Raw genomic sequence first — 26,241 nt, forward strand, 5'->3', positions numbered from 1 at the left:
TATTGCCTTTTTTGCTTAACTTTTGGCTTAGCCTTAACTTGCTTATTCAATCTAGCAAGCATTCTGTACTCATACTCACTACTAACTAGTCCAAAATCAGTACGCTTCATATGCTTCGTTCCTATGCTTTAACTCTTCTAGTGCACTATTCCAGCCACTATCGTATGCTCTGCTTATTTCTTTCTCTAAAACGCCCAAAACATGCTCTCTGTGGCTTTTTAATCCTATTATGGATAAATTATCTAACCCAGCTTTATATGCGCTCTTTTCAAGTTCTATGAGCGCCTGTGCTATGCTTGTTGGTACATCATAATCTGTCATATTGGAAACTCCTGTTCTTTAGCCCAAACTTCATCTGCCTTGTCGTCCAGTTCCTCATATAGCGTATTTAAAGCTCTCACAACTTTAGCTGCTTGTTTACCCAGTCCTGCACGTTTGTATCCACTGCTAAAGTTTTCAAATTCAGATTGAATTTCATCAATTTTCTTAGTTAAATGTTCTAACTCGTAGCTTGTCATTTGTTCCATTTTTCTTTGCCTCCTTTAGCTCTGCTAACATCTCTAACACATCCCTCGAACCCTCGTATTTGCCTGTTGGTTCAAATACATATACGCCTTTGTATTTTTCTTGCATTACAGAAACCCTCGCTTGTCTACTGCATTTTTAAACGCTATAATTCGTTCATCTTGCGTTCTTTTATTTATTCCTAAAAACATTCTGCTGATTAGCTTTGCATTGTACATGCTGTTGAGCTCCGTACTCTGCATATTAGTAGTGATTATCGTTCGTTTTCGTCTGTCAAAAATGCTAAATAATCGTCCTTGCAAATCGTCATTAGCTTCTTTGAGCTGTGATTTCATTGAAGTTTCAGTTCCTAAATCATCAATTACGACTAAATCAGCATTTACTATTTTTTGAACATTAGCTTTAGGCTTTTCTCCACCATTCCAACTGTCCTTGATAGCCCCATACCACTCGTCAATGTTGATAAACAGGCATTCCTGCTCTGAATTTTCTATTACATATCTTAAAATCGAAGCTGCTAGATGACTTTTCCCAACGCCAGGGTTGCCACTCAAAATGATATTAAATTCCTGTTTTCTATCTAAAAGCTGATTAGCAAGTTTCAAAGCTTTAGTTTTGTTAAATTCTTCCTCACTGTTAGGTTTAGTTCGGTAGCTGTCAAAAGTTGCTTTGCCCAGTGCTGGATCGCCCCATATGCTGTTATCTTCCAAAGAATACTTACGCTTTTTAAAAAGATAATCTTTAGCTAGAACTTCATCTTTTCTTCTGACATTTTCTTTAACACACTGGTAGCAAATTGCTTTACCATTTTTCCCAACGTATTTAGGGCTGTCGTGTTTCTCACAATATTCATCTGACCGCTTAGGCACAAACATTCCTAAAGTTGCTACAAAATCATCAGAACGACACTCCATTTATCTCACTTCCTCGGTTAGGCAAACTGCTGTTAGGTTGTTGCCTTTTATTTTTAAATCTGTTTTCAAGCGCTTTTGCTTCTACTAAGGTTTTAACTCCATTGGTTTCATAAGACGTCAATATCTTCTCTAAATATCCCCACGAAGCATGTGCTGCCGTCTCGCACATTTTAGTTATTGCAAAATCGACTACATCATCACCTAATTCATTTACATAATTCAAAAACGGTTCAGCTGTAATTCCATTTAATCTGATTCCTGCTTTTTGAAGAGTTTCAAATGCATTAATTTTTGCTCCGTTATTGTTGTTGTTATTATTTATATTTATATTATTAATACTTGTATTATTCTCCTTGATCTTTTCGTCAATAGGGTATTGATTATTTTGCGCATAGGGTATTGATTTTTTCGTCAATAGGGGTGTTGCAGACGGGTATATTTTTCGTTGCTTAACCTGTTGATTTTCCTTGATTAGTTCCACGTGCACGTATCCGTACTTTTGTAAATTGCTTATCCACCTAGAAATTGTTGACTTGTCTACTTCGTAAAGCTTCGCAAAATATGAATTACTTGCTGTGCAATATCCGTATTTGTTCGATAAAGCTGTTATTTCACTGAAAAGTAGTTTTTCATTTGGCTTTAGATTTTTGTCATATCTCACGCTTGCAGTTAAAATTGAAAAATAGCTTGGTTGTTCACTCATAGTTCCCTTTCACTCCAATCTCTTTAAGCGTCTGCTCATCTAATTTAATTCCAGTTGTCGGTATCTTATATAACTCACCGAACTTCTCATTCCCATATTGTTCAATCTGCCCGTGATGTTCTCGGCAAAGAGGCAATACATGCCTTTTAGTATGGTCAACTTTGTTTCGATTAAGCCCTGTTCCTAGAACATCTACGTGTTGTATATCTGCATGTTTTCCACATATACAACACATTCGATATTTACAGCAGCGATATAGATACCAATTCTCTTCTTTGGGTAGTAATTCATAGCCATATTTGAAAGGTACAAGCCACTTGAACATGAAATCTATAACTATATCCAAAAGCTTGTTTGCGTCGCTCACGGTTGATTCTGTGGCGTCTGATAGGCTAATCACATCCCCTAAAGTTTCAATCGTGTATTTAGTCCTGAATAGTTCATCTAGAAACTCGACACTATGACCGCTCCAAGCGTATATATCACCTAAAAGTGCATAATATAATGCTCTTTGTTTTTTAGTAGCTTGCCTTGGATCGGGGAATATGACCTCGACTTCAACCTTGCTTAAATCGCCTTGATACATCGTTAGAAGCCGTTCAACGTTGATTTGGTCTAGTAGTCCCACTTCCAATTTATCTTTCGTATATGACGTTGCTACGCCTTGATTAGTTAAACTCACATTCAATCCACCTCAATTTCAGACGCGTTCACAAAATCAGTAATTTTATTAGTTAACCTGCAATAGTCACATTTCCCACACCTACTAGGCTCTTCTTTGCCTTCAATAATCGCCCTGTATTTATCTTGAAATGCTTCAATAGTCGTCATAGCGCTTTCCAATTCCAGTTGGTCTTGTTCGCTATTAAAGCTAATAGCCATGATGTCGCTAGGTGTTTGCTTGGAAACCGCAAAGATAAAAGGCTGGCATTCAACTCCAAATGTTTGCTTGATAAGTTCTCTGTACATAGCCATTTGCAAGTAATATCCGTACGCTTTCACAAATGACACTTTTCGACGCTCATCAGGATTCCAATATCCTTTATGGAAATCTTGATTAGTCTTAATATCACAGAAATAGTTTTCTTCTGAAATTAAGCTATCAATCTTCCCTCGCCATTTAACGCCACCTATTTTGCCAGTTACGATTACTTCTTTTTCACCGGGCAAATATAGTTTTTGAAAAGCTATATCCGATTCAAGACGTTCAGTCATTTGCTGTGCTATTTTGTACGGAGTTTTTAATTTGCCTTTCGAAGCTCCACGGCTAGAAATCATCTCATCTTGATGTGCTTCAATGAATTTTTCGTGTGCTTCTTCACTTTCAAAATATGAATGAACATAATTTCCAGCTAATAGAGCCGTAACATTATCATCAGGCTTCCAAGCACCTGTTAATTTGGCATATGCAGCAGCTTCACATTTCTGAAAATCTTTAAAAAGTGATACTGACATATAATCTTTATTAGCGTTAGCTGTGTAGTAGTTATCTTGATTCAACTGTATTGTTGGCATTTTCTAGTACCTCCTTTTCAGCTTGTTCACGTTCCATTGCTTCCTTAAAAATATCTACATCTCCAGTTTCTTCATCTCGCGGATCATATTTTATTTGTTCAACTTCTACTTCTTTTTTAGGCTCTTGAATTGCATTTTTAAGTAAGTTATTTGCCATGTTGACCTGTGGCGTTACATCTTTAGCAGACGTTTCATTAGGGTTGCGGTCATCCTCCGTATACAGACCACCTAAAGCTTCAGGAAACGCTTCACGTAATGCGTTCACCATTGCAGTTTTACGAATCATGGTTGCCGGCATGGTTTTCCATGTTGACTGTGATTTATTGAATTCATCAACTGAAATTTCAACTCTATGTGGCTCTTTTCTATCTTTGCGATATACTTCTGCCCAAGCGCCTACTAAATCGTCATCTTTAAGCTTGAACGCTCCATTGCTATATACAATTTCATCTTTTCTCAAAACAATAATTCCTGCTTTAATTCCGTCATATTGTGGATTTGATTCAGCTCGCTTCATGAAAGCTTCTTTTGACGTGATAAGTTGTGCTGGTTGTGTCCCAAATTTGATGATGTAGGCTTCATTTAAAAAAGGATTCAAATGTTGATATTTGCAAAGCGTAATAAACATCATTACTTCTTGGTCTGTAATTTTTCCCTCACCGCGCACTAATGTTTGACGTACTGTTTGTGGCGTTAATTTCACTTGTTCATTGTTTGCCATGTATTCGACTTTAAAAACTGAACTTTCTTTTTTAGCTACTTGATTTTCCATTTTCATTCCTCCGTGTTAAAATACATATATAGAATTTTTTACTCAACATTTTTCTTAGAGTCGGCTGCAACCGACTCTTTTTTGTGCTCAAAAAACGTACATATGCTTGCTATTGCTATGCAAGCTAGTATTATCAATAGACTTTTCATTCTTCCTCCTCATCTGGATATGGCTTCATCATCAATCTAATTGTGATTAGTGCTAAGCCAATTCCTAACAAAATAGTGCTCATATAGTTGTGATTAGTGAACATCATCCAAGCCACTGAAAAGCCGATGATGAACGTTGCTGTTAAGTTAGCTTTCATTCCAATTCCTCCAATGCTGCAAATATTTTGTTACCATCTTCAAACAAAAATTCGCTGTAAATATCTCCTAAAGTTGAAAGTTGTTCCACAGTAAATTCTCTGAATATGTTTTTTTCAGTATCATATCGAGACTTTGCCTTAATTAATTTTGTTAATCTGTCATCTAATATCGTTATTTCCATGGTTTTTACCTCCCACTACAATCTTGCTAACACTTTAAATCTGTTCTGTGACTTCCATATCAGAAATTCCTGAAGTATTTCTTCATCAATCCATACTTCTTTGTTTGAAGGCCTGATAATTGCATCTCTGTATTCAGATTCGAGTATTTCTTTTGTGAAAGCTTGATATTTGCTTTCTTTGTAGCCATACTTACGTTTAAATTCATCTTTTGACAGCCACGCTCTTACCATATTCATCACTCCTCGTTTTGTTTATTTACTTCTTGTAAAATATCGTATGGATCCATTTGAGCTTCTTCACATGCTTTAAAAAATGAAAGCATTTCAACTGCCATCTCTTCGGCAAATTCCTTTAAATATCGTTCCGTAACCTCGTTTTGTGACATTGTTCTTTTTTGATATGGAATCATAAATATTTTGTACGCTTTGTCATCCAATTGTTGACGTTCAAGTTCTTCGTTATCTCTCAATTCTCGAATTAAAAAGCTATCTTCTGGATGGCTTAAATCTTTAGTAGTGCGTTCTAGCAACGTTCCAAAATATTCTGCTGCTGCATGGTTACCAAAATGCACATCATGCAAAACATCTTGCATTTCTTTAGCTTTTTGAACTGATATATGCCTATATGCAGTTTTGTAATTTGATACTGCTTGACCAGACAGATGGATCATTCTGCCTAATTCGGTGGGTGTTAAATCTAGTCTTTTCATGGCTTTTCCTAAGGTTATTGATAAATTCATAGTAACTTCTCTCCTTTAAACATTCCTTTTAAAAGAATATTTCGATATAATATTTTTGAGTTTAAATTGTGAAAGGGGCTGATAGGCTTTGGAAACATTTTTGATCTCAACTGTGCCTCAATAGAGTTTGATATTTACCTATGTGCGTTCTCTTTCCACACCGTAGCTGACCAGCAGCATTAAAATGGAATTAACCATGGATGGGTCTGAAATTCCCTAACCGGAACGGAAGAAATGTTTGGGGTTGATGAAAGAAATATGTTCTCTATTTTTAATTGCAGTGTTGGGTGCGATACCAACAAAGTATTAAAGGTAAGCTAGCGATTACCGTAGGCTTTTAAAATTTCGCAGCTTGTTCAAGCGCTAGATTGGGCAAGCTTTTTTATTTGAATAATCTATTAACATTGAAATCTTTATATTTTTCCTTTATTCTCTTTAACAATTCAAAACTCGGATTTACAAAATCGTTCTCCAACTTTACGTAATGTGAATATGATATTTGCAAAACATCTGCCATTTCCTGCTGTTTTAGACCTTTTTTCTTCCTAAATTCTTTAAGATATGAATTGATATATCCTCACCTTCTTAATTGCGTGTATGATGTCAGCCATACACGGGTTTTTCCTGTAGAATAAAATTAGAAACTTAGTTAAAATGTTCCTCCTGTACTTTGAAAACTTGATATTTAAATGATATTCTCTAGTTACTGACACATTTGCCTAGTAATTGAAAGGAGAATAATAATGACAAACTATCGAAAATTGTTTCTAACTTGGATTCAATCAATGCAACAAATTACTGAATTAGATACTCCAGAAATAGCAGAGAACTCTGAATTAAAACTAGTTGTTGTAACATCTGCCGGAATTTTTGAAGGAAAAATTCATCTTCCAGAAGAAAATAAATTTCAAGAAGATTTAATAGGTTCTTCATGGCTAGAATATGTTAAGCAAGACAATGTGCATGAGGCACTTCTTTCCAATCACGATGATCTTCAATTAAATTCGATATGGCTTTCGGATGTAACTGAATTGAACACAAAAACTACATTCCAACGCCTTGTGATTTTTGTTGAAGAAGTTGTAGCTGTAACACTCTCTGGAAATCTAAATTTGAATACTGACGATCAAAAGTAATTGTTTTCAATTCGTGTTCCTCGCTACCACTAATAGCTTGGAGCACGTTTTTTATTTCTTCCGTGTCGCCTTCGATTGTTAATTTCATGTAATCACTCCTTTACGTTTTCTTTAATGAACTCTCTGCCTTTATCAGTCCACATTTGCGAATTACGTCTGCTACTCATATCCTTATATCCTCTTCCTTGATAAGGAAAATATAAGTGCCACAGTCCTTTTTGAAAGTAGATAATCCGTTTCTTGTTTAGTTCTTTGTTCAATAATCTTGCAGATGTGAGCCCACAGTATTCAGCTACTTCTTCCGTGGTGTATAACACGTTTATTGGTTTACTTTGTTTCAAAACTTCTTTTTCAAAATCTGGTTGTGTAAGCTGTGCTTTAAGCTTCTCGTTTTCGTCAACTTTTTCCACAAGTTGATGTAATGCTTCTGCATAAGTTCTTGGCAATGAAACTTGATTACGATTTTTGATTTCATCTGCCATGCGATTAAACTGTGCGATATATTGAAGCTTGAATTGTGTCGCCTTACGCCCGTTGAATCCCATGACCAACAATGTGAAACCATCTTTATTCATGTAGTACATTGGATAACTTCGAGAATTATTTTTGACGGTGTATCTATCTTCCAGAAACATTGATATATCAACAGAGCTCACTTTTGAGCTTTCTAAAATAAGATTCCTAACATCTCGAACAATATTTTTATGTTCTTTTCCAAATGTCTTTGCGACATCTAAACTCGTTGTGACTGGTTGGTCGTTTTTTACTATTACTAGACTTTCCACGTTATCCATCTCCTTTATGTTTACTACTTATAGTAGCAAAAAGCTGTACTAAAAATAACCTCTTTAGGTACTCCAAAATAGTCCTCTATCTTTTGCATAACTTGTGGTGACGGAGTACGGTATCCGTTCTCGTAAGCAGTTATACTTTTGGGGCTAATTTGTAGGCTTTCTGCCAATTTCTTTTGTGTTAGATTATGATTCTTACGTAACTTAGCTAATTCACTCATAAACTCACCTCTTTTCAACACTACTTTTAGTAGCAATTTACATTTATTATAATATACTACTAAAAGTAGTTAGTCAATACTTTTTTGCTACTTTTTGTAGTTTTTATCAAAAAAATCTACTTTTAGTAGTATTATCATATTATATTAAGAAAGGATGCTACTATATGTTCTCACAAAAATTAAAGGAATTAAGACTTAACAAAAATTATACACAAGAATATGTAGGCAAAATATTGCACGTTTCTTATAAAACAGTAGGTGCTTGGGAACGTGGGACTAGGCAACCAACTGTTGAAGCGATACAAGGCATTTCAAAACTATTTGGTGTTTCAACAGATTATCTTCTTGATAGAGAAAATAAAACATCAAATAATTCAGATGAAAAGGATCTAAAAGACTTCCTAGACCAAAATCTTGAAAAAGGTATGACTTATGCGGATAAGGAACTTACAGAAGAAGACAAAGAACGACTAAAAATTGCCTTAACACAAGTTTTCTGGAAGTATCATAAAAAAGATTAAAGGTGTGTTGCTATGGGGAAATACGAGAATGAAGCAGTTGTTTTAGCTAGGGAATATAATACGAGTAATCCATTTTGTATTTGCAAAAACATGGGGATTCCAATTGAATACATCAATGTTGATAATCCACTTGGAGATACTATCTATTTAGACAGCTCCCCTGTTATTCTTTTATCCAATACAATAGAGGAAGAATCTAAAAAATACGTTGTATGCGCGCATGAACTAGGTCATGTCGTGCTGCACAATGGTATACAAAATTATTATTTGTTGAACAGAACTACTAAAAGGAAGATGGAATCGGAAGCTGATAGGTTCGCGAATGGATTGTTAGAGAAGTTCTCTATCGACGAATTTGGCGTTTCGTATGATTATTTTATTAATGGAGATTCATATAAAGGAAAAGGCGTGTAGTAATTTGGACTTAATAAAAAAATTGCTGGGTTGGATACTAGTGACAATTAACTCTTTTTTTATAATGTTTCTTATGCTAACGGCAATATTAGAAACCCCTTTTGCTATAATTTTAGTCATTTTATTTATCCCTTTTTTGGTTATCGGGTTTAAGTTAGTTAACAAAAATCCTTTAGCCCCCTTTTTAAATAAATTACATAAATTCTATTCTTTAATTAAAAAGGGGTTTAACGAAGAAAAGGAAAAAGCATTAATTAAAGAAAATGCTGAATTGAATGATTTAAAAAGAGAACTTGAAGTTAAAAAAAGAAAAGCATTAAATAGTTTTACTAATTGGGAAAGAGAAAAAGATATTCAACGTATATTATTATTGCTAAAGATACGACAACATATACTTTTGTTAGAAGAAATTAGCAATTCGATTTCTACTAACAAAAAAATATACTATGTTGAAATGTTGGATTCAGCAATTAACGAAAAAGAAAAAATACTAAAAAATAGAAAAAATGATTTGGTAAAAGTAAACAACTCCATAGATAAACTAAACGAAGAACTAGATACTGTCTCTTCTAAATATAAGAAAAGGAAGCAATACTTCACAGTTATTGGAGAAATAATTTATGACCGTGAAATTTCAATGCTTGATTCCATAGATGGCATAGAATTCGAAAAATATATAGCTTATCTTTTCAAGTATTTAGGATACACTAATATAATAAGAACTCAAGACACCAACGACCAAGGACTAGATGTTATTGCTGAAAAAAACGGCGAAAAAGTAGGAATTCAATGTAAATTATATTCATCACCCGTTGGAAATTTCGCAGTACAGCAAGTGATAGCTGGTAAAACATTTTATAAGCTTGATAAAGCAATGGTAATAACGAACAATTTCTTTACAGATAGTGCTATGAAACTTGCGTTTGGTACAGATGTTATCCTAATGGATAAAGGCAAATTAAATAAGCTTATTCACGAAATTGCATGCTCAGGAGAATATTTACCATATAATAATGATTGTCATTAGCTATTAATAGTTTGATTGAAAAATAGATTTGTATGGGGATTACATGGAGGGATTCTTAAACCATTGACATAAAAATATCTGCCACGAAAGCTCTTTTAACTGTCGCTGGATTATCAATAACAATAATTGGACTACTGAATTAAATTTCTATAATATTTTTTGAAATATTTGGTATAATTAACGTATGGGCAGGTCAAACTGTCGACCTATTAAGGTCTCAAATCAGATGTGCTTCCATAGGCGAGCGTTATACTATTATGTATAACGCTCTTTTTATATCTAAGGAGGGATTAGTTATGGAAGAAAAGAAAGAACCTAAGTTTTGGAAAGGCGATCCTGTTGGTGGATTCGCTAGTGGGCTAATGGCTGGCATTGTTGCTGGAATAATCAATATTTTATTTCTTCATTGGTGGCATATAGGGATTATTGTGTTTATAGGTGTTTGGTTGTTCCAAGGTACGCAACCGCAATTTAAAGAACGTGCTGATAAAAGAGACAAAGAAAACGCTAAGTATAAAGAAGCAGAAGAATTTGTTCAGAATTTACCCGATCGCACAAAACATATTGGTGGGGTTCCTATCGACGGTACTTTCAAACCTATTCAAAAAGAAAAACGTGTTCGTAAGCCTTTAGGTGCATTGGTTTGCCCACATTGTAAGTCTGCAAACATTCAAGTAATTGAACGAGAAATAAACACAAAAACTAAAAGAACAACATCTGTTGATTTGAACCCACTTCACCCTTTAACGGTTTTTGATCACCACGAAAAAAAGATTAAAAAGAAAAAATTTTCTGGTAAAAAAGCACTTCTAGCTGCTTCAACTGCAGGTTTCACAGCTATTACACCTGGCATAGGATTGAGGACTAAAAATAAACAAACCAAATATCAGTGCCGAGATTGTGGCAAAGTATGGGTTGGTAAATAATTTTTGTCCAAATACTGATGACTTTAAAAGCTGAATACTAGGTTCGGGGGAACTATTTATGAAAAAATTGTATTTATTTTTAAGTGTGCTTTGTGCACTGACATTATCGGGTTGTGCCAACACTTCTAGCTCTAATAATTCTAATTCTTCAGCTAAGAGTACTTCAAAGGTTGTTAAAGCTAATAAGACCACCAAGAAAGAAAAAGCAAAAAAGGAATCTATTAAAAAGGCAGAATCGGAAAGCAGAGCCGCCGCTATATCTGAAAGTGAATCAATTGCAGATTCAGAATCAGTTGCTTCTAGTATTGCAGAATCATCTTCTATTGCTGCTTCAATTTCTAATTCTCAATCTGTTGCTGAGTCAATAGCAGCGTCTAGCAGTTATGCAGCATCTTCTTCGAGAGTAGCGGCGGCTGCAAGTAGTAAAGCTGCAGTTTCAAAAGCAACTACAACTACAAACTCGGGAGATGATCTCTATACTGGAACATCTGGTAAAATTATCGGAAACTCGCAATCCCATATTTATCATGTTCCTGGTCAAGCTGGATACCACATGAATTCGGCCAATGCTGTCTATTTCAGTACAGAGGCGGAAGCACAAGCGGCCGGGTACAGAAAATCATTGCGATAAACAAAACAGTTTATTGCCCTTCCAAGGACAACTACATAGCTTAAAAAACTAAAAATTAGAGGATTGATGCTTATGTCAAGATCATTCATCAGAAAACCATCTTTGAAAAAATCTCTTGCAGCTAAATATAAAGCTCCTTACAAAAGACGTTTGAAAAAAGCGCTAATTCCCGGTTATGGGAAAAAAGGAACTGGTTGGTTGCATCCAAGAAAGAAGCTATACAATACTGTTTACAATAAAACATCCTTAGACCTTTTAAAGTTGCTAGGATTAAGAAAATAATTTCACGCCCCATTCTGGGGTTTTTATATAAATGTTAAATTCGTATAGATAGTGAGGACACTGAATGAATATAAATAACTTATCATTAGCAGCTGCTAAAAAATTAATACACAATCAAAAAGAACCTAAATTTAGGAGATGAAAAAATGAATAAAGAATATAAGGTTGCAACTATCATAGATAGATATTCCGTTGCAATTAACATTGCTAAAGATGAAATAGAAAGTTTAGGCGTAGGTAAAGGAGACGTTGCAAAAATTGTTCAAAAAAAGGTTGAGATTAAAGACCCTGAAACACAGAACATTTTAGGAACTTATACTATATACAAAGAAAGTCTAGAGATATCTGACATACAAGATAACTTCATTATTGCCACAAATTATGGATATAAAGATGGAAATCCCCTTACTTTCGCTCTAACAAATTCCAAGAAAAAGATTGCACTTAATGTTGACAAGCTTTCCCCCATAGATACTGAAAAAGACAGACAAATCAAAGTTGGAGATATCGTAGATTTCTTTAATTAAAACCGTTGACACTTGAAAAAATATAATATATACTGAGATTATGGCTGGTCGTGTTAGCGACTGCGAATGGTCTCAGTTTAGAGCTGAGGCCATTTTTGCATGCAAAACAGAAAACAACTAAATGATATTGAGTTATTGAACAAGGCATTTTCTCAATTTGCCAATCAACCAGACAAGGAAGCATTAAAGGTATATCTTTCAAACCTATCTTATTTCGATCTGATTAAGGGTTATAAAAAAACAATATTAAAAACAGGTAATAATAAATTTTTGGACAATTTAAGTATTGATATTTTGTATCATATCCATTGGCTTGATTCATCTCTAAGCAATTTACTACTAAAATATTCACTTGAAACTGAAAAACACTTAAAATCTGAACTTTCAAAAATAATTTGTAATTACGGAGAAAGTCCTAAACAGTATTTAAGGCCAACCCTTTATAGTAACAGAAACTCTTCGATACTAAGTAAATTAAATAAAGATATCTGCAATAATCCTAATAGTGATATAGCTGAAAAATTTGAAAAATATAAAGAAAAGAATGGCTGTCTCCCTGCATGGTATTTAATACAACATCTTTCCTTTGGACGCATTATTAATTGGTACTCCATACTAAAGGAAGCTCCTAAATCTCAAATTACACAAAATTTTATGGATGAGCCTTCAAGATTAAACTTAAAATTGGAGGATAAAAAGGAACTTTTCAAGTCTTTTCTAAACTACTCTCTGGAAGTTCGCAATAAAGCCGCTCATGGAAATAGAATTTTAAATATCAAAATACGAGAACGTATCAGTAAAAACCGCATAACAAGCGCTGGTTTATCGGATTATTTTAAGCTTGATGCTAATGGTCGAATAGTATTATCTAATATTGTGAATTTCATAGCTATCACGATATTATTGACTGGTATCCCAATTTTTTCGATTAATGCGCTAAATGAATTTATTAATTTTTTTGCCATCAACTCCCACGAAGAAACTGATGTTTTGTCTAAAATAAATATAACTATATATGAATTATTTGATATTAATCATGATGATTTAGATCGACTTAAAAGTTTAGTTGAATATCGATTTGGTATGTATTAAAACTTTTAGCCTTTAACCTTCCTTTTCGAAAATTCTTCTTAACTGTCTCAGAAGAATTCAAAGCAAAGAAAAAATTTTAAATTTGTGATTCCTACTTAAGGAGGAGTGTTTCTTGAACAAAAATGACATGATGATTCATATAATTGACCCAGATTATTCTGATTTGAACTTTGAATATAGCCCCATTACTACAACCAGTGATAATCCTTATTTAAAATCTGGAGACATCGTATGTATTGCATTACTTAAGAAAAACAAGCTTAACTATATCAAAGATAAAGATATTGTTGCTTTTAAATCGACTGATAAACATTTTCTTCTTCATCTTTACAAAGTAGAAGAACTCAGTCTGGTAGAATATCAATTTCATCCTCTTTCATCATTTCTTGACAAAAAGCCATTCATATTAGAAAAAAATAAAATTGAAGAATCTGGACTTGAAGGTAAAGTGCTTTATTCAATCAATAGACTTAATAATTTTGATATCATTGCCCTTTTGAAATCCGAAGAAGAAAACAGCGGTAAAAAATGATATCTGCACCACTTGGGGCTTTTATTTATAAGTTGACAAAACTAATTTTATGCTTTACTATGAGATAAAGTTGAAATGCCTGTATTCATATTCAGGTCGTGAAAACACCTCATAGTAGAGTTACTATGAGGTGTTTTTCGTGTATACAAGACATTCAGAAATAACTTTTAAAAATTATAAACACATGATCAACAAGCTTCGTGACAAGGGTATGATAATTGATAATGAATATTTAGCTATTGAACTTTTAAAGTCACGTGGATACTACAATTTAATAAACAGGTATAAAGAAGAATTTACTATACCTAATACTAAAAACTTTCAGCCCAATACTCACATAACAGATTTATATTACTACCATCGTATTGAAGACGATCTAAGGAACATTTTATTCAAATTTACAATAAATTTTGAACAGCGTTTTAAAGAAACTATGTCCTACATTTTAGCAAAGCAACTAGGCGTTTCACCTAAAAAATACTTAGATCCTATAAATTTTCGAAATAAAAGGAAAGCAAAAAGTATAACTTCTTTCATCTTAATGCAAGTTGAAAAATGCAATGATAACCCCACAAAATATTATAAAGATGAATATGATTATGTTCCTCCATGGATTATGCTAAGCAATTTATCTCTTGGACAAACCCGAATGTTATTTTCTATTTTTCCATATTCAATGACAAAGTATGTTGTTTCAGAATTATTACCCATTCACAACTATCGTAATAAAAAATATGACTATCAATCTTCGCTAAGATTAGTAGCCTATGAAAATATGGGCAATATCAGGAATGATTCAGATATTGACAAATTTGTCCTCCAACTAATAGAAACTACTAGAAATATGATTACCATAATAAAAGATTTTCGAAATGCCTTTGCCCATGGAAACAGAATTGTAAACTTTCACTCTAGTCAATCGCTTAAATATAATTCTTTAAATATTTTCATAAAAGAAAACACTGTCACTAGAAAAGAGTTTTTTAATAACGGTCTTGGAAGAAATGATCTTTTTGCTTTTTTGATTTCTTTAATATTACTAATGGACAAGTATGACTCTATATACATGATTGATCAGCTATCTATATGGGAAAAAAATAATACAAAATCACAGCACAGTAAAACATCATTTTACAAATTCATAAAAAGTTGCAGGCTTCCCACAAACTTTATACAAAGGCTTGAAAAGATTGAAATTGAAAAGACTATCGCAAAGGAAAAAGAGGATTTTCGGCAGTTTTTTTAATGAATTTATTAAATTTGCGATACTTATATCCCACTTGGGATTTTTATTTTAGCTTTTATAAGAACATATGTGCGTATAATTTAAAATAATTACGCAAAAACAAGTGATTAATGCATTTTTGCAACACAAATAACGTTGCTATGCGTAACAAAAGGAGGAAATACACAATGTGGTACGAGAAACTTGCTGATAAAAAGTTTAAGTTTATAGAAAGGTATAAGAATCCCTATACGGACAAATACGTGCGTGTATCCGTTCTGATGAACAGCAACTCAACTCATGCAGTCAAGCAAGCCCAACAAACGCTTGATAGAAAAATAAGTGATAAATTGCACCGACACTCCCAAAAGGTTATAGAGATTACAATTGGCGAGCTAATTAAAGAATGGCTTGTATTCTATAAAAAAAGAGTACGTAACTCAACGTATATGTCTGCCGTTTATAATCTACATACTTTTGCTGGCAAAATTAGTAATGAAGTTGTGGTTTCTAAGATAGACTCAAAGTTAATTAAACAAGCTCTTGAAAGTATGCTCTATGATGATAAGCTATCTAATAAATACGTATCGCTTGTTAAATCAAGGCTTAACAAGTTATTTAAATATGCAATTTCACAAAATTATACCAAAAATAATCCAGTTGATAATTTAGAAATATCATTTAAAAACAACGAAACATCAAATACTAAGAATAAATTCCTAGACAGTGATGAACTTGCTAAGCTGTTGGAATATACCTACCACAGAAACGCCATGTACGGATATTTGTTCGAATGGCTATATCTAACTGGCATGCGCGCTGGAGAAGCTCTAGCGTTAAATAAGAAGGATATTTTCAAAGATAAAGGCGTATACTACGTTGACATCAGCGGTACACTGGATTACCATGGGCTTAAAATTAACGATCAGAAAAAAACTAAGATGACAAAAACGGCAGCAGGAATGAGAACTGTTGCTTTGCCTAATAAGGCGGTTGAGATATACGATAAGCTCTGTTTGCTTAATCCATCAAGCAACTATCTATTTGAAACATCTAATCAAACGCCTTTAAGTATTTCAGCAATAAATTCTTTCTTGAGAAAAGCTAAAACAGAGCTAAAAATAAACAAGCCACTTTCAAGCCACATCTTTAGGCACACGCATATTTCTAAACTTGCAGAAATTGGAACACCACTTTATGTGATCCAAGAAAGAGTTGGACACGAGAGTAGTAAGATCACCTCAAAAATATATTTGCACGTCACTCAAAACGCACAGAAAAAACTTAGAAATGACCTCGACCAACTCTAGTTTGCCCCTTTTGTGCCCCTTGAACATAAAAGTACAGTTTTTTTACAAAGCCAATTTATTCTTGCAAAATAAAAAAAGCCTTGATACACAAGGCTTTTCAAATGATTTATTTACGACGTTTTTCTGGAATACGTGCTGCTTTACCATGTAATGCACGTAAGTAATATAACTTAGCACGACGAACCTTACCATAACGTACTACTTCAATTTTATCAACACGTGGTGTATGCAATGGGAATGTACGTTCAACCCCGACACCATTTGACATTTTGCGAACCGTGTATGTTTCCGAGATTCCTTCACCATGACGTTTGATAACGACACCTTCAAAAATTTGGATACGTTCACGTGTTCCTTCAACAATACGTGCATGGACACGAACTGTATCCCCTGCTCTAAATTCTGGGATATCATCACGTAATTGTGATTCTGTAAGCTTTGCAATTAATGGATTTACTGACATTAAAATTTCTTCCTTTCACTAATAATCATGTTTCTTACAGCGGATTATTGTTTGTTATGACCACAGTCAATTTTTATTTTATCATATCTTTCTATATGTGTAAATAGTTCTTATTTTTTATTTTTTTCAAATTCACTCAACCACTTTTTTTCTTGAGCAGTTAATGAATAATCTATTAACAAATCTGGTCTTCGTTCAAAAGTCCGTCTAAGGGATTCCTTATGCCGCCACTCTGCAATTTTTTCATGATTTCCACTCATTAGTACTTCTGGTACTTTCATGCCCTGAAAATCTGCTGGTCGAGTATATTGTGGATGTTCTAATAGTCCTGTTGCAAAAGAATCTGTCTGCGCCGATTCACTATTCCCTAAAACATCTGGTAATAATCTGACTGTAGCATCAATCATTACCATCGCAGCTAGTTCTCCTCCTGTAAGAACATAGTCTCCCAATGATAGTTCATCTGTTACTAACGACCTAATTCTTTCATCATAACCTTCATAGTGGCCACAAATAAACGTTAAGTGATCTTCTTTAGCCAGTTGTGTTGCTACCTCTTGATCAAATTTACGACCTGCAGGATCCAATAAGATAATGCGCCCTTTACTTGTTGCTTTTTTCTGCGTTGCTGCCACAGCATCAAAAATAGGTTGTGCTTGAAGTAGCATCCCTGCTCCGCCACCATATGGAGTATCATCAACATGATGTTGTTTTTGCGTTGTATATTCTCTAAAGTCAGTAATCTCAATATCTAATAGTTCTTTTTCAATCGCTTTGCCTAATATTGATTCTTTTAATGGCTGAAACATCGTAGGAAATAGACTTAAAATATCAATTCTCATCATCATTCTAATCCATCCATCATTTCCACAATCACTTGCTTTTTATCTAATTGAACATCTTTTACAACATCAGCAATTGCTGGTAATAATAATTCCTTTTTATTTGGTCTTTGAACAACCCAAACATCATTTGCTCCAGGTGTCATAATTTCTTTTACAATACCTATTTTCTCTCCTGACTGCGTTACAACGTTCAAACCAATAATTTGACGATAATAGTACTCGCCTTCAGGAAGTTTATCTTGTTGACTAGCTAATATTTTTAAATCGGCTTGCTTGTATTTTTCTACCAAGTTAATATCTTCAAGATCATTAAAACACAAAATTTCAAACTGCTTATGCTGTCTATGTGTTTTAACCACAACTTCTTTAGGTTCAGCCTCTTTGTTACTAAAAATAAAGAGGTGTGTTCCCGGTTGAAATCTTTTTGCACTAAAATCTGTTGTAGCAATCACACGTAACTCCCCATGAATGCCTTGCGTATTTACAATTGTTCCCACTTTATAATATTCCATTTTTCGTTCCTTTCTAAAAAAAGAAAGGTCTCTAGATAAAACATTACTGTTTTATTTAGAGACCTTTTTCTAATCATCCATGATGTTTAAGCGAACTCGTAAAGACGTGTCAGCTAACCGGACACTATAAATAAGTGTCCTAATCGCCTGTGCAACTCGCCCATGTTTACCAATTACGCGGCCAACATCTTCCGGAGCGACAGCCAAATTAAAGTTCAGAAAATGTGTATCCCTCTTAATAGCTACATCTACAACATTAGGGTTAGCAACTAGTGGTTTAACAATTGTTATAATTAATTGCTTCACATCGTTCTCTGTCATTTAATCTACCTTATTTCTTAGCAAATTTTGCTTCATGGAATTTCTTCATAATACCATTCTTTGAAAGAATATTACGAACTGTATCTGAAGGTTGCGCACCATTGTTTAACCACTTAATAATTTCTTCTTCTTTAAGTGTTACTGTTTCTGGTTCTGTTAATGGATTATATGTTCCTACCATATCGATAAAACGGCCATCACGTGGAGAACGGGAATCAGCTACAACAATACGATAAAAAGGACTCTTTTTAGAACCCATACGCTTTAAACGAATTTTTACTGACATCTTTTCACCTCCTAAAATCATCTCAACGCTTCTTAATATACCAGTAATTTGACTCGGTGTAAAGGAAAATTTCTTGACAGGCATAAAAAAATTCTTTTAATATCATTTTTTCCTTTTTCTTAACCGTTGTAATTTTCTTTTTTTGTTCTTTCGAACCATTCGATTCATTGACATTTTAGCTAATTTTCCAGATACTCCATCACCTAATAGGCCTTCCATTCCAGAAAAATTACCATTCGACATTTTTCTCATCATGTCTCGCATCTGTTTAAATTGCTTAATCATACGATTAACTTCTTGCACAGGCCGACCTGAACCAGCTGCAATTCGACGTCGACGACTTGGATTTAAAAGTTCTGGATCTTCTCTTTCCTTTAGTGTCATCGAGTATACAATAGCTTTTGTACGTTCAATATCTTTAGGGTCAACATTAATGTTTTTTAAAGCCGGATTATTGGCCATTCCTGGAATCATTTTAATTACGTCTTCCATTGGACCCATTTTTTGCACTTGCTCCATTTGATCTAAAAAATCGTTAAAGTCAAAGCTGTTCTCACGCATTTTTTCAGCCATGTCTTCTGCCTTTTTCTGATCAAAATCGCGCTGTGCTTTTTCGATTAAAGTAAGCATGTCTCCCATGCCAAGGATTCGCGAAGCCATACGTTCCGGATAGAAAACATCCAAGTCGGTCATTTTTTCTCCTTGACCAACAAATTTAATCGGTTTATTGGTAATTGCACGAATTGATAAAGCTGCTCCACCACGTGTATCACCATCTAATTTAGTTAAAACTACCCCAGTTACATCAAGTTGCGAATTGAATCCTTCGGCAACTTCAACTGCATTTTGTCCTGTCATTGCATCAACAGTTAACAATATTTCATTAGGCTGCGCTAATTCCTTAATTTGATGTAACTCATCCATTAGTTTTTCATCAATTTGCAAACGCCCGGCTGTATCAATAATAATATAGTCATTTTTCTTTTCTTTTGCTTCTGCTAATCCTTGACGAACAATTTCAACCGGATTAACATCTGTGCCTAAAGAAAAAACGGGAACATCTATATTTTGTCCTAAGATTTGCAACTGGTCAATCGCAGCTGGCCGATAAACATCCGCTGCTATCAATATTGGTCGAGCTTTTTGTTCATTTTTTAATTTAAGTGCTAATTTACCCGCAGTGGTTGTCTTCCCTGCACCTTGCAAACCAACCATCATTATGATTGTTGGAATTTTAGGCGCTTTATTTAATGGGCTTTCTTTTTCCCCCATTACTTTAACTAACTCTTCATTAACAATTTTAACAATTTGTTGTGCTGGCGTTAAGCTTTCTAGCACTTCTACACCAACAGCACGAACTCTTACTTTTTTTACAAAATCTTTAACAACTTTAAAATTAACATCAGCTTCCAGTAAGGCTAATCGAATCTCACGCATTACTTCTTTTACGTCTGACTCACTAATCTTGCCTTTACGTTTCAACTTGCTAATTGCATTTTGAAGTCGCTCAGTTAATCCTTCAAACGCCATTGTCAAGCACCATCTTTCTTATTCTTCTAAGTTTTCCAAATTCTTGATTAAGTCCAATAATTTCTTATCTGTTGCGTAATTTTCTTGCACATAGCCTAAGAGAGCATCAGTTTGTGCACTCTCTAATTGAAAATGTTGATAGAGATGTAACTTACTTTCATATTCCTCTAAAATTTTTTCTGTTCGCTTTATATTATCATAAACCGCTTGCCGTGAAACAGCATAATTTTCAGCAATTTCGCCTAAAGAGTAATCATCACGATAATATGATTCAATATAATTCATCTGTTTTTTTGTTAGTAGTGGTTCATAAAACTCAAATAAAGCATTTATCCGATTTGTTTTCTCGATTGCCATTTGTTCACCAACTAATCTTGCGTTACAAGGCCTTTAAATAGACCATATACAAATTCTTCAGAATTAAAATCGCGTAAGTCATCCATTTTTTCACCTAAACCGACAAGCTTAACTGGGATATGCAATTCATTTCTGATTGCGAGAACAATACCACCTCGTGCTGTTCCATCAAGCTTTGTCAACACAATGCCACTAACTTTTGTAACTTCTCCAAATTGCTTAGCTTGAGTTAAAGCATTTTGACCAGTTGTTGCATCCAATGCTAATATAACTTCATGCGGCGCCTCAGGAAGCTCGCGAACTATTACTCTTTGAATTTTCTCCAATTCATTCATTAAGTTGACTTTATTTTGTAACCTACCAGCTGTGTCAACCAGCAAAATATCATAGTTTTCTTTCTTAGCTTTTTGGACTGCCTCAAAAACAACTGCAGCTGGATCACTTTTCTCCTCTTTATGCACTACTTCCACATTAACGCGGCGACCCCACTCAACTAATTGCTCAATGGCGCCAGCTCTAAACGTATCCGCAGCTGCCATTAAAACCTTTTTACCTTCAGTTTGATATCTATGTGCCAGTTTTCCAATTGTCGTTGTCTTTCCTACACCATTAACGCCTACAAACAGATAGATTGTTGGACCTTGCTTAGCAAAATGTAACTGACTATCTTCGCTTTTGCCTTCTTCTTCATAGATATTAACTAGTTTTTCAATAATTACATTTGATACATCTTTTTTTTGCTTAACATTTTGGAATTTTACTTCATTGCGTAATTCTTCGCTAATCTTCATAGCCATTTCAAAACCTACATCCGCTTCAATTAATGTCTCTTCTAAATCATCGAAGAAATCTTCATCTACACTTCGGAAATTTGCAAGCAAAGCGTTAATCTTAGCTCCAAATCCATCTCTACTTTTAGTTAAGCCATGATAATATCTTTGTGTTTCAGCAACATTTTGGGCTTGATTCTGCTCGTTTACTGAAGTAACCTCTTCAGTTGCCTTATTTTCTACTGTATCTACTGTCTTTTCTGTCGCTACTTCACTAACTTCATCTACAGTGACATCAGCTTGGTTACTGGTTTCTTCGTTTTTTAAGGTTGTCTTATCTTGATTTTCTTCAAGTTCTGGTTGCTTAATTGCTACTTGTTCATCAGCTTGGTTTTCTTTTATAGCTTCGCTTTGTTCTGATTGAGGCTTTTCTTCTTGTACCCCAAATGCCTTTTTTAACTTATCAAAGAGACCCATACTATACCCCCTCTTGTGTATTGTTCCGCTTAGTTCATTCTAGCAAAAATTAATTAAAATTACATTACTTCTTCTAGGGAAACGGAAACCATTTTTGAAATTCCAGATTCCTGCATTGTTACTCCATACAAAGTATTTGCATTCATCATCGTTCCTTTTCTATGCGTAATCACAATAAACTGTGTTTCCATATCAAAATTCTGAAGATACTGTGAGTAACGCACCACATTAGCATCGTCTAATGCTGCTTCAGCTTCATCCAAAACAACAAATGGAACCGGTCGTACTTTTAAAATTGCAAACAAAAGTGCAATAGCTGTTAATGCTTTTTCTCCACCAGAAAGCAATGTTAACGCCTGAAATTTTTTTCCTGGCGGTTGCGCCATAATTTCAATTCCCGTTGTTAATAAATCATCTGGCTCAGTTAAACTAAGTTGTGCACGTCCACCGCCAAAAATAGCTGGAAAAATAGCTGTAAATGCTTCAGATACTTTTGTAAATGTCTGTTTAAATCGCAATTTTACTTCTTCATCCATTTCATCCATGCTATTGGTAAGCTGGTCTTTGGCTTCCAATAAGTCATCTTGTTGTTTCGTTAAAAACTCATAACGTTCATTAACACGTTCAAACTCGCTAATCGCACCTAAATTAACTTCACCTAAATCATCTAAACCTAACTTTAAAAGCTTCAAGCGGCGTTTGACATTTTCTAAATCAGTTTCTAAATCTTCTTTTTCTAACGCTTTTTCATAAGTAAGTTCATGCCGTTCAGAAAGTGAATTTAAATAATTTTCCAATAAAGTTTCGAGATGACTATCATAACGTGTTTTCTCATTTTGCTCATCATAAGCTGCCTTTTGTAATTCGTTAACACGCGTTAGCTCTTTTTCTGCAATTGTAACTTCTTTGTGCAGTTGTTTTCGCTGACTAATCATTTCTTGAACTTTAACATTCAACATAGTATGTTCTTTATCAACCGCTTTTTTCTTAGCTTCTAAATCCTCTGTTCGCCCACTATGCTGTTGCTGTTCTGATAACAAATTATTTAGCCTATTTTGGGTTTTCAAAATGTTTTGCTCTAATCGTTCTATTTGATTAGTTATCTCTTTTAATTGTAACTTTTGCGACTGTAACCGCTCATCAATAACTGCTTTAGACTGAATAGCCTCATTTAGTGCATGCTCATTTTTTTGTTGCATATGTTCTGCATTATTAAAGTAGGCTTTTTTACTCTCTAATTGCTGTTTTTGCTTATCTAATTTATGCGCCAAATCACTTATCTTTACAGCTAATTCATCTTTTTGTAATTGATAGTTACTTTCATTTTTCTTAGCATCTTCTTGTGCATGGATATGCATATCGACTTCGCGTTTTTGATGCTCAATTTCGATTTTTAAAACATCATATTTTTTTTGTACAGGTTGCTTTGCTTCTTCTAGCTTCGTTATCTGTATCTTAAGCTCTTCTAAATACTGTTGGCTTTTTTCTAACTGCTTTCTATTCTGAGCACCTTCAAGTTCAACTGTTTCCATCTTTTTGCGCATGGTTACTATATTTTGAGCTAAACTATCTGTTTGTTGCTTTTGTTCTAACAAGCCTGTGTGTTTTTGTTGCGTACTCCCACCAGTCATTGAGCCACCAGCATTAATAATATCACCGTTAAGCGTTACAATCTTTACAGCATGGTTTAGTCGTGTTGCAACAACTGTTGCATTATCTAAATTTTCAACAACTACTGTTGTCCCTAACAGATGTTGCAAAATTGGCTGATCATTAGCATTTACTTGCACAAGATTGCTGGCTACATCAATTACACCAACTGTTTCTTTTAGAATTTGCAATTGATTAGTATTCAGACTACGTTTTCTTACAGTATTCCTAGGTAGAAAGGTTGCTCTTCCATAATGATTTTTTGATAAATATCTAATTGCTTCTTTAGCGGCACTATCTGTTGTTACTACAACATTTTGTAACTGACCACCTAATGTTGTTTCAATGGCCTTACTATACTCAGGTGCCACTTTAAATAGCTCTGCAACTGCTCCTACAATACCGGATAATTTACTTTTAGCCTGTAAAACTTTTTTAACGCCTTGGTAGTACCCCGAATAATTAGCAGCCACATTTTTCAATGTGTCATATTGCGTTTCAGCCTTTTTCAAAATATCGCTTGCTTGGTACCACCGCTCTTTTTGATTATCCAATCTTCGCGTACATTTAACCACATCTTCGTTAGCAACAGTTTGTTTTTGCTGTAAATCTGTTAGTTGACTGTTGAGTCTTGCTAAATTTTTTTCAGCTTCTTTAATTTGCTTTTCATTATTCAAAAATTCTGCTTTTGCATCATTAAGTTTTGTATTTGTATTCTGTTGAACAGCAACTTGATTCAAATACTCTTTTTCCAAATATTTTTGTTCATTTTCAAAAGCATCTTTCGCTTTGATATCGTTAAAAATATCTTGTTGCAATTTTTCAATTTGTGCTGACAATGTTTTTGCATCAGTTTGTCCTTCTAATCTCAACTGACTGATTTGTTCTTCTAATTCAGCTTTCTTTGCTTCTATTTCAGCGATTTGTTGCAAAATTTGCTTTTTATCTTGATTTGCATCAGTTAAACTTTGTTGATCTTCAGAAATCCTTTGTTTAGCATCATTTCTTTGCATATCTTGATATTCATGTGTTTGCTTGGAAACTTTTTGTTCACCACTTAGGTAACCTTTTTGTTGCGTTAATTCAACTAATCTCTTTTGAGCACTATCAATTTGTTCTTCTAACTGCTGCTGTTGTTCATGCAGCATCTGAGTTAAATCTTTTTGTTTTCTTGCATTATGCTCATGTTTTTCCACAATTTGCTTAATTTTTTGTAGTTCTATTTGAATTTTTTCTTTTTCTGCGCTTTTAGACTTAATCTCTAATACTAAATTATTTAAATCAAAGTGATCATACTGCTTTTTTTGTTCTAAATAATCATGTGCGATACTTGCTTGTTCTTCTAATGGCTGTCTTTGTTGATATAATTCAGTAATGATATCAGCAACTCGATTGAGATGAGATGTTGTCTCTTCAAGTTCTTTTTGCGCACGGCTTTTTTCTTTTTTGTATTTTAATACACCTGCAACTTCCTCGATTAAACTACGTCTGTCTTGTGGCTTACTATTAAAAATAGATTCTACTCGTCCTTGAGAAATTATTGAAAACGATTCTTTACCTAATCCCGTATCCAAAAATAAATCTACTATATCGCGTAAACGTACCGTTTTACCATTAATCAAGAATTCACTTTCACCATTTCGAAAAATTCTACGCGTAATGACTATTTGTGCTGGTTGTTTTTTCAAAAAATAATCAGAATTATCTAGTTCAATTTCAACTTCAGCACGATTTAATTTTGCACGCGTATCCGACCCTGCAAAAATAACATCTGGCATCTTACCTCCACGCAAGCTTTTAGCTGATTGCTCACCTAATACCCAACGTAAGCCTTCAATAATATTGCTTTTCCCACTACCATTAGGACCAACAATTCCTGTAATCCCAGGTTGAAACTCAATTTTTGTTTTATCAGCAAAAGATTTAAAGCCATTTAATGTCAGTGCTTTTAATCTCAAATTGTAGCTCCTCCTTCAATTTTTAATCTACTATTGACGAATATTTTTTAAAGCCTGTTTAGCTGCCATTTGTTCCGCTGCCTTTTTTGAATGACCACTACCCTTGCCAATCAGCTTGCCTTCTGCATAAACGGCCATCTGGTAAACTCTATCGTTATCAGGGCCTTCAGTAGATAAAACATCATATTGAATAGCACAGTCACCATCTTGTTGCAAATATTCTTGTAATTCCGTTTTATGATCCAACAAATGATCAAACCATCCCATATCAAGTTTTGGAAAAACAACCTTGTGAATAAATTGAATAACAACTTTTCTTCCTTGATCTAAATACAAGGCTCCAATAAACGCCTCAAAAATATCACATAATAAAGATGGTCGCTGACGCGCATTAGCCTTTTCTTCTCCTTTTCCTAAACGAATATATTCATCGAAATGACATTCTTTAGCAAAACGACTAAAGCTCTCTTCACAAACCATTGCGGCTCTTAAGCGAGATAATTTTCCTTCTGGTAACATAGGATAACGTTCAAATAAATATTCAGAAACACACAACTGCATCACTGCATCACCTAAAAATTCTATTCTTTCATAATACTTCAGTTTTTCTTTAGGATGCTCATTAACGTATGAAGCATGCGTAAATGCCTCATCAAACAAATCATTATTCTTAATATCAATTTGAAAATCATTATGTAACATTTTTGCTAATCCGATTATCAATATATAAATCTCCTCTTTATAATTTTTGCATCAACTAATTATACCAAATACACACT

At 34.0% G+C, this 26,241-nt stretch carries 36 protein-coding genes; 12 read left to right on the plus strand and 24 right to left on the minus strand.

Annotated elements, in window-relative coordinates; all coding sequences use genetic code 11:
- Positions 1 to 96 precede the first annotated feature (96 nt).
- The 12 genes from LB941_RS06320 to LB941_RS06375 all read right to left on the minus strand — a co-directional run bounded on the left by LB941_RS06320 (position 97) and on the right by LB941_RS06375 (position 6,229).
- Positions 97 to 321, minus strand: coding sequence for a hypothetical protein (locus LB941_RS06320; protein WP_253360428.1), 225 nt, complete (start codon positions 319 to 321; stop codon positions 97 to 99).
- Complete coding sequence (locus LB941_RS06325; protein ID WP_253360430.1) at positions 318 to 527, minus strand: hypothetical protein; 210 nt, start codon at positions 525 to 527, stop codon at positions 318 to 320. The genes LB941_RS06320 and LB941_RS06325 overlap by 4 nt, the downstream gene beginning before the upstream one ends.
- A 105-nt stretch (positions 528 to 632) precedes the next feature.
- Positions 633 to 1,439, minus strand: coding sequence for an nSTAND3 domain-containing NTPase (locus tag LB941_RS06330; RefSeq protein WP_253360432.1), 807 nt, complete (start codon positions 1,437 to 1,439; stop codon positions 633 to 635).
- Positions 1,423 to 2,142 (minus strand): helix-turn-helix domain-containing protein, encoded by a 720-nt coding sequence (locus tag LB941_RS06335; RefSeq protein WP_253360434.1) that lies wholly within the window; start codon positions 2,140 to 2,142, stop codon positions 1,423 to 1,425. Before LB941_RS06335 ends, LB941_RS06330 begins: the two co-directional genes overlap by 17 nt.
- Complete coding sequence (locus LB941_RS06340; RefSeq protein ID WP_425270511.1) at positions 2,135 to 2,830, minus strand: putative HNHc nuclease; 696 nt, start codon at positions 2,828 to 2,830, stop codon at positions 2,135 to 2,137. Before LB941_RS06340 ends, LB941_RS06335 begins: the two co-directional genes overlap by 8 nt.
- On the minus strand, positions 2,827 to 3,657 hold the full coding sequence (locus tag LB941_RS06345; RefSeq protein WP_253360436.1) for a PD-(D/E)XK nuclease-like domain-containing protein: 831 nt from the start codon (positions 3,655 to 3,657) through the stop codon (positions 2,827 to 2,829). The genes LB941_RS06340 and LB941_RS06345 overlap by 4 nt, the downstream gene beginning before the upstream one ends.
- Complete coding sequence (gene bet, locus LB941_RS06350) at positions 3,629 to 4,429, minus strand: phage recombination protein Bet (RefSeq protein ID WP_253360438.1); 801 nt, start codon at positions 4,427 to 4,429, stop codon at positions 3,629 to 3,631. Before bet ends, LB941_RS06345 begins: the two co-directional genes overlap by 29 nt.
- Positions 4,430 to 4,574: 145 nt before the next feature.
- A complete protein-coding gene (locus tag LB941_RS06355) occupies positions 4,575 to 4,736 on the minus strand; it encodes a hypothetical protein (RefSeq protein ID WP_253360441.1) in 162 nt (53 codons plus the stop codon).
- The gene (locus LB941_RS06360) at positions 4,733 to 4,918 is read right to left on the minus strand and encodes a hypothetical protein (RefSeq protein WP_253360443.1); all 186 of its coding nucleotides are present in this window, start codon (positions 4,916 to 4,918) and stop codon (positions 4,733 to 4,735) included. The genes LB941_RS06355 and LB941_RS06360 overlap by 4 nt, the downstream gene beginning before the upstream one ends.
- 15 nt (positions 4,919 to 4,933) lie before the next feature.
- A complete protein-coding gene (locus LB941_RS06365; protein ID WP_253360444.1) occupies positions 4,934 to 5,149 on the minus strand; it encodes a hypothetical protein in 216 nt (71 codons plus the stop codon).
- A 5-nt stretch (positions 5,150 to 5,154) separates the two neighbouring features.
- A complete protein-coding gene (locus LB941_RS06370; RefSeq protein ID WP_253360446.1) occupies positions 5,155 to 5,658 on the minus strand; it encodes a helix-turn-helix domain-containing protein in 504 nt (167 codons plus the stop codon).
- A 382-nt stretch (positions 5,659 to 6,040) separates the two neighbouring features.
- Positions 6,041 to 6,229 carry a helix-turn-helix domain-containing protein gene (locus LB941_RS06375; RefSeq protein ID WP_275980005.1) on the minus strand — a complete coding sequence of 63 codons (189 nt, stop codon included), beginning with the start codon at positions 6,227 to 6,229 and terminating at the stop codon, positions 6,041 to 6,043.
- Between the two features lie 172 nt (positions 6,230 to 6,401).
- Here LB941_RS06375 and LB941_RS06380 point away from each other — a divergent pair, with 172 nt between their 5' ends.
- Positions 6,402 to 6,794, plus strand: coding sequence for a hypothetical protein (locus tag LB941_RS06380; protein ID WP_253360450.1), 393 nt, complete (start codon positions 6,402 to 6,404; stop codon positions 6,792 to 6,794).
- A 92-nt stretch (positions 6,795 to 6,886) separates the two neighbouring features.
- Here LB941_RS06380 and LB941_RS06385 read toward each other — a convergent pair whose 3' ends face one another.
- Positions 6,887 to 7,579 carry a Rha family transcriptional regulator gene (locus LB941_RS06385; protein WP_253360452.1) on the minus strand — a complete coding sequence of 231 codons (693 nt, stop codon included), beginning with the start codon at positions 7,577 to 7,579 and terminating at the stop codon, positions 6,887 to 6,889.
- 23 nt (positions 7,580 to 7,602) lie between these two features.
- Complete coding sequence (locus tag LB941_RS06390; protein ID WP_253360454.1) at positions 7,603 to 7,806, minus strand: helix-turn-helix domain-containing protein; 204 nt, start codon at positions 7,804 to 7,806, stop codon at positions 7,603 to 7,605.
- Between the two features lie 164 nt (positions 7,807 to 7,970).
- On the opposite strand from LB941_RS06390, the gene LB941_RS06395 reads away from it, so the two are divergent.
- The 11 genes from LB941_RS06395 to LB941_RS06445 all read left to right on the plus strand — a co-directional run bounded on the left by LB941_RS06395 (position 7,971) and on the right by LB941_RS06445 (position 16,293).
- Positions 7,971 to 8,327, plus strand: coding sequence for a helix-turn-helix domain-containing protein (locus LB941_RS06395; protein ID WP_253360457.1), 357 nt, complete (start codon positions 7,971 to 7,973; stop codon positions 8,325 to 8,327).
- 12 nt (positions 8,328 to 8,339) lie between these two features.
- The gene (locus tag LB941_RS06400) at positions 8,340 to 8,741 is read left to right on the plus strand and encodes an ImmA/IrrE family metallo-endopeptidase (RefSeq protein ID WP_253360459.1); all 402 of its coding nucleotides are present in this window, start codon (positions 8,340 to 8,342) and stop codon (positions 8,739 to 8,741) included.
- Positions 8,742 to 8,745: 4 nt separating this feature from the next.
- Entirely contained in the window at positions 8,746 to 9,768 is a 1,023-nt protein-coding gene (locus tag LB941_RS06405; RefSeq protein ID WP_253360461.1) for a restriction endonuclease, read from the plus strand.
- Positions 9,769 to 10,064: 296 nt separating this feature from the next.
- A complete protein-coding gene (locus LB941_RS06410) occupies positions 10,065 to 10,694 on the plus strand; it encodes a hypothetical protein (RefSeq protein WP_253360463.1) in 630 nt (209 codons plus the stop codon).
- A gap of 58 nt (positions 10,695 to 10,752) precedes the next feature.
- On the plus strand, positions 10,753 to 11,325 hold the full coding sequence (locus LB941_RS06415) for a sunset domain-containing protein (protein ID WP_253360465.1): 573 nt from the start codon (positions 10,753 to 10,755) through the stop codon (positions 11,323 to 11,325).
- 72 nt (positions 11,326 to 11,397) lie between these two features.
- Positions 11,398 to 11,607 (plus strand): hypothetical protein, encoded by a 210-nt coding sequence (locus LB941_RS06420; RefSeq protein WP_253360466.1) that lies wholly within the window; start codon positions 11,398 to 11,400, stop codon positions 11,605 to 11,607.
- A gap of 146 nt (positions 11,608 to 11,753) precedes the next feature.
- Positions 11,754 to 12,134, plus strand: a complete 381-nt coding sequence (locus LB941_RS06425) for a hypothetical protein (RefSeq protein WP_253360467.1) — start codon at positions 11,754 to 11,756, stop codon at positions 12,132 to 12,134.
- A gap of 99 nt (positions 12,135 to 12,233) precedes the next feature.
- Positions 12,234 to 13,226, plus strand: a complete 993-nt coding sequence (locus LB941_RS06430; RefSeq protein WP_253360468.1) for an Abi family protein — start codon at positions 12,234 to 12,236, stop codon at positions 13,224 to 13,226.
- A 112-nt stretch (positions 13,227 to 13,338) separates the two neighbouring features.
- Positions 13,339 to 13,758 carry a hypothetical protein gene (locus LB941_RS06435; RefSeq protein ID WP_253360469.1) on the plus strand — a complete coding sequence of 140 codons (420 nt, stop codon included), beginning with the start codon at positions 13,339 to 13,341 and terminating at the stop codon, positions 13,756 to 13,758.
- A 139-nt stretch (positions 13,759 to 13,897) separates the two neighbouring features.
- Positions 13,898 to 15,004 carry an Abi family protein gene (locus tag LB941_RS06440; RefSeq protein ID WP_253360470.1) on the plus strand — a complete coding sequence of 369 codons (1,107 nt, stop codon included), beginning with the start codon at positions 13,898 to 13,900 and terminating at the stop codon, positions 15,002 to 15,004.
- Positions 15,005 to 15,171: 167 nt separating this feature from the next.
- Positions 15,172 to 16,293 carry a tyrosine-type recombinase/integrase gene (locus tag LB941_RS06445; protein ID WP_253360472.1) on the plus strand — a complete coding sequence of 374 codons (1,122 nt, stop codon included), beginning with the start codon at positions 15,172 to 15,174 and terminating at the stop codon, positions 16,291 to 16,293.
- 106 nt (positions 16,294 to 16,399) lie between these two features.
- Here the strand turns inward: LB941_RS06445 and rplS are convergent, their stop codons facing one another.
- From rplS to rnc, 10 genes are all read right to left on the minus strand, one after another.
- On the minus strand, positions 16,400 to 16,756 hold the full coding sequence (rplS, locus tag LB941_RS06450; RefSeq protein WP_253360473.1) for a 50S ribosomal protein L19: 357 nt from the start codon (positions 16,754 to 16,756) through the stop codon (positions 16,400 to 16,402).
- A 110-nt stretch (positions 16,757 to 16,866) separates the two neighbouring features.
- On the minus strand, positions 16,867 to 17,598 hold the full coding sequence (gene trmD / locus LB941_RS06455; RefSeq protein ID WP_253360531.1) for a tRNA (guanosine(37)-N1)-methyltransferase TrmD: 732 nt from the start codon (positions 17,596 to 17,598) through the stop codon (positions 16,867 to 16,869).
- A gap of 2 nt (positions 17,599 to 17,600) precedes the next feature.
- Entirely contained in the window at positions 17,601 to 18,113 is a 513-nt protein-coding gene (gene rimM, locus LB941_RS06460; RefSeq protein ID WP_253360474.1) for a ribosome maturation factor RimM, read from the minus strand.
- 69 nt (positions 18,114 to 18,182) lie between these two features.
- On the minus strand, positions 18,183 to 18,434 hold the full coding sequence (locus LB941_RS06465; protein WP_253360475.1) for a KH domain-containing protein: 252 nt from the start codon (positions 18,432 to 18,434) through the stop codon (positions 18,183 to 18,185).
- Between the two features lie 10 nt (positions 18,435 to 18,444).
- Positions 18,445 to 18,720: a 30S ribosomal protein S16 gene (gene rpsP / locus LB941_RS06470; RefSeq protein WP_253360476.1), complete on the minus strand. Its 276-nt coding sequence runs from the start codon at positions 18,718 to 18,720 to the stop codon at positions 18,445 to 18,447.
- Positions 18,721 to 18,822: 102 nt separating this feature from the next.
- A complete protein-coding gene (gene ffh, locus LB941_RS06475) occupies positions 18,823 to 20,250 on the minus strand; it encodes a signal recognition particle protein (protein WP_253360477.1) in 1,428 nt (475 codons plus the stop codon).
- 18 nt (positions 20,251 to 20,268) lie between these two features.
- Complete coding sequence (locus LB941_RS06480) at positions 20,269 to 20,607, minus strand: putative DNA-binding protein (RefSeq protein WP_253360478.1); 339 nt, start codon at positions 20,605 to 20,607, stop codon at positions 20,269 to 20,271.
- Positions 20,608 to 20,618: 11 nt separating this feature from the next.
- Positions 20,619 to 21,854 carry a signal recognition particle-docking protein FtsY gene (gene ftsY, locus LB941_RS06485; RefSeq protein ID WP_253360479.1) on the minus strand — a complete coding sequence of 412 codons (1,236 nt, stop codon included), beginning with the start codon at positions 21,852 to 21,854 and terminating at the stop codon, positions 20,619 to 20,621.
- Between the two features lie 59 nt (positions 21,855 to 21,913).
- Positions 21,914 to 25,462, minus strand: a complete 3,549-nt coding sequence (smc, locus tag LB941_RS06490; RefSeq protein WP_253360481.1) for a chromosome segregation protein SMC — start codon at positions 25,460 to 25,462, stop codon at positions 21,914 to 21,916.
- 30 nt (positions 25,463 to 25,492) lie between these two features.
- Complete coding sequence (gene rnc, locus LB941_RS06495; protein ID WP_253360483.1) at positions 25,493 to 26,185, minus strand: ribonuclease III; 693 nt, start codon at positions 26,183 to 26,185, stop codon at positions 25,493 to 25,495.
- Between the last annotated feature and the right edge of the window lie 56 nt (positions 26,186 to 26,241).

The organism is Ligilactobacillus ubinensis, from assembly GCF_024160875.1.
In the GTDB taxonomy this organism is placed as follows: domain Bacteria; phylum Bacillota; class Bacilli; order Lactobacillales; family Lactobacillaceae; genus Ligilactobacillus; species Ligilactobacillus ubinensis.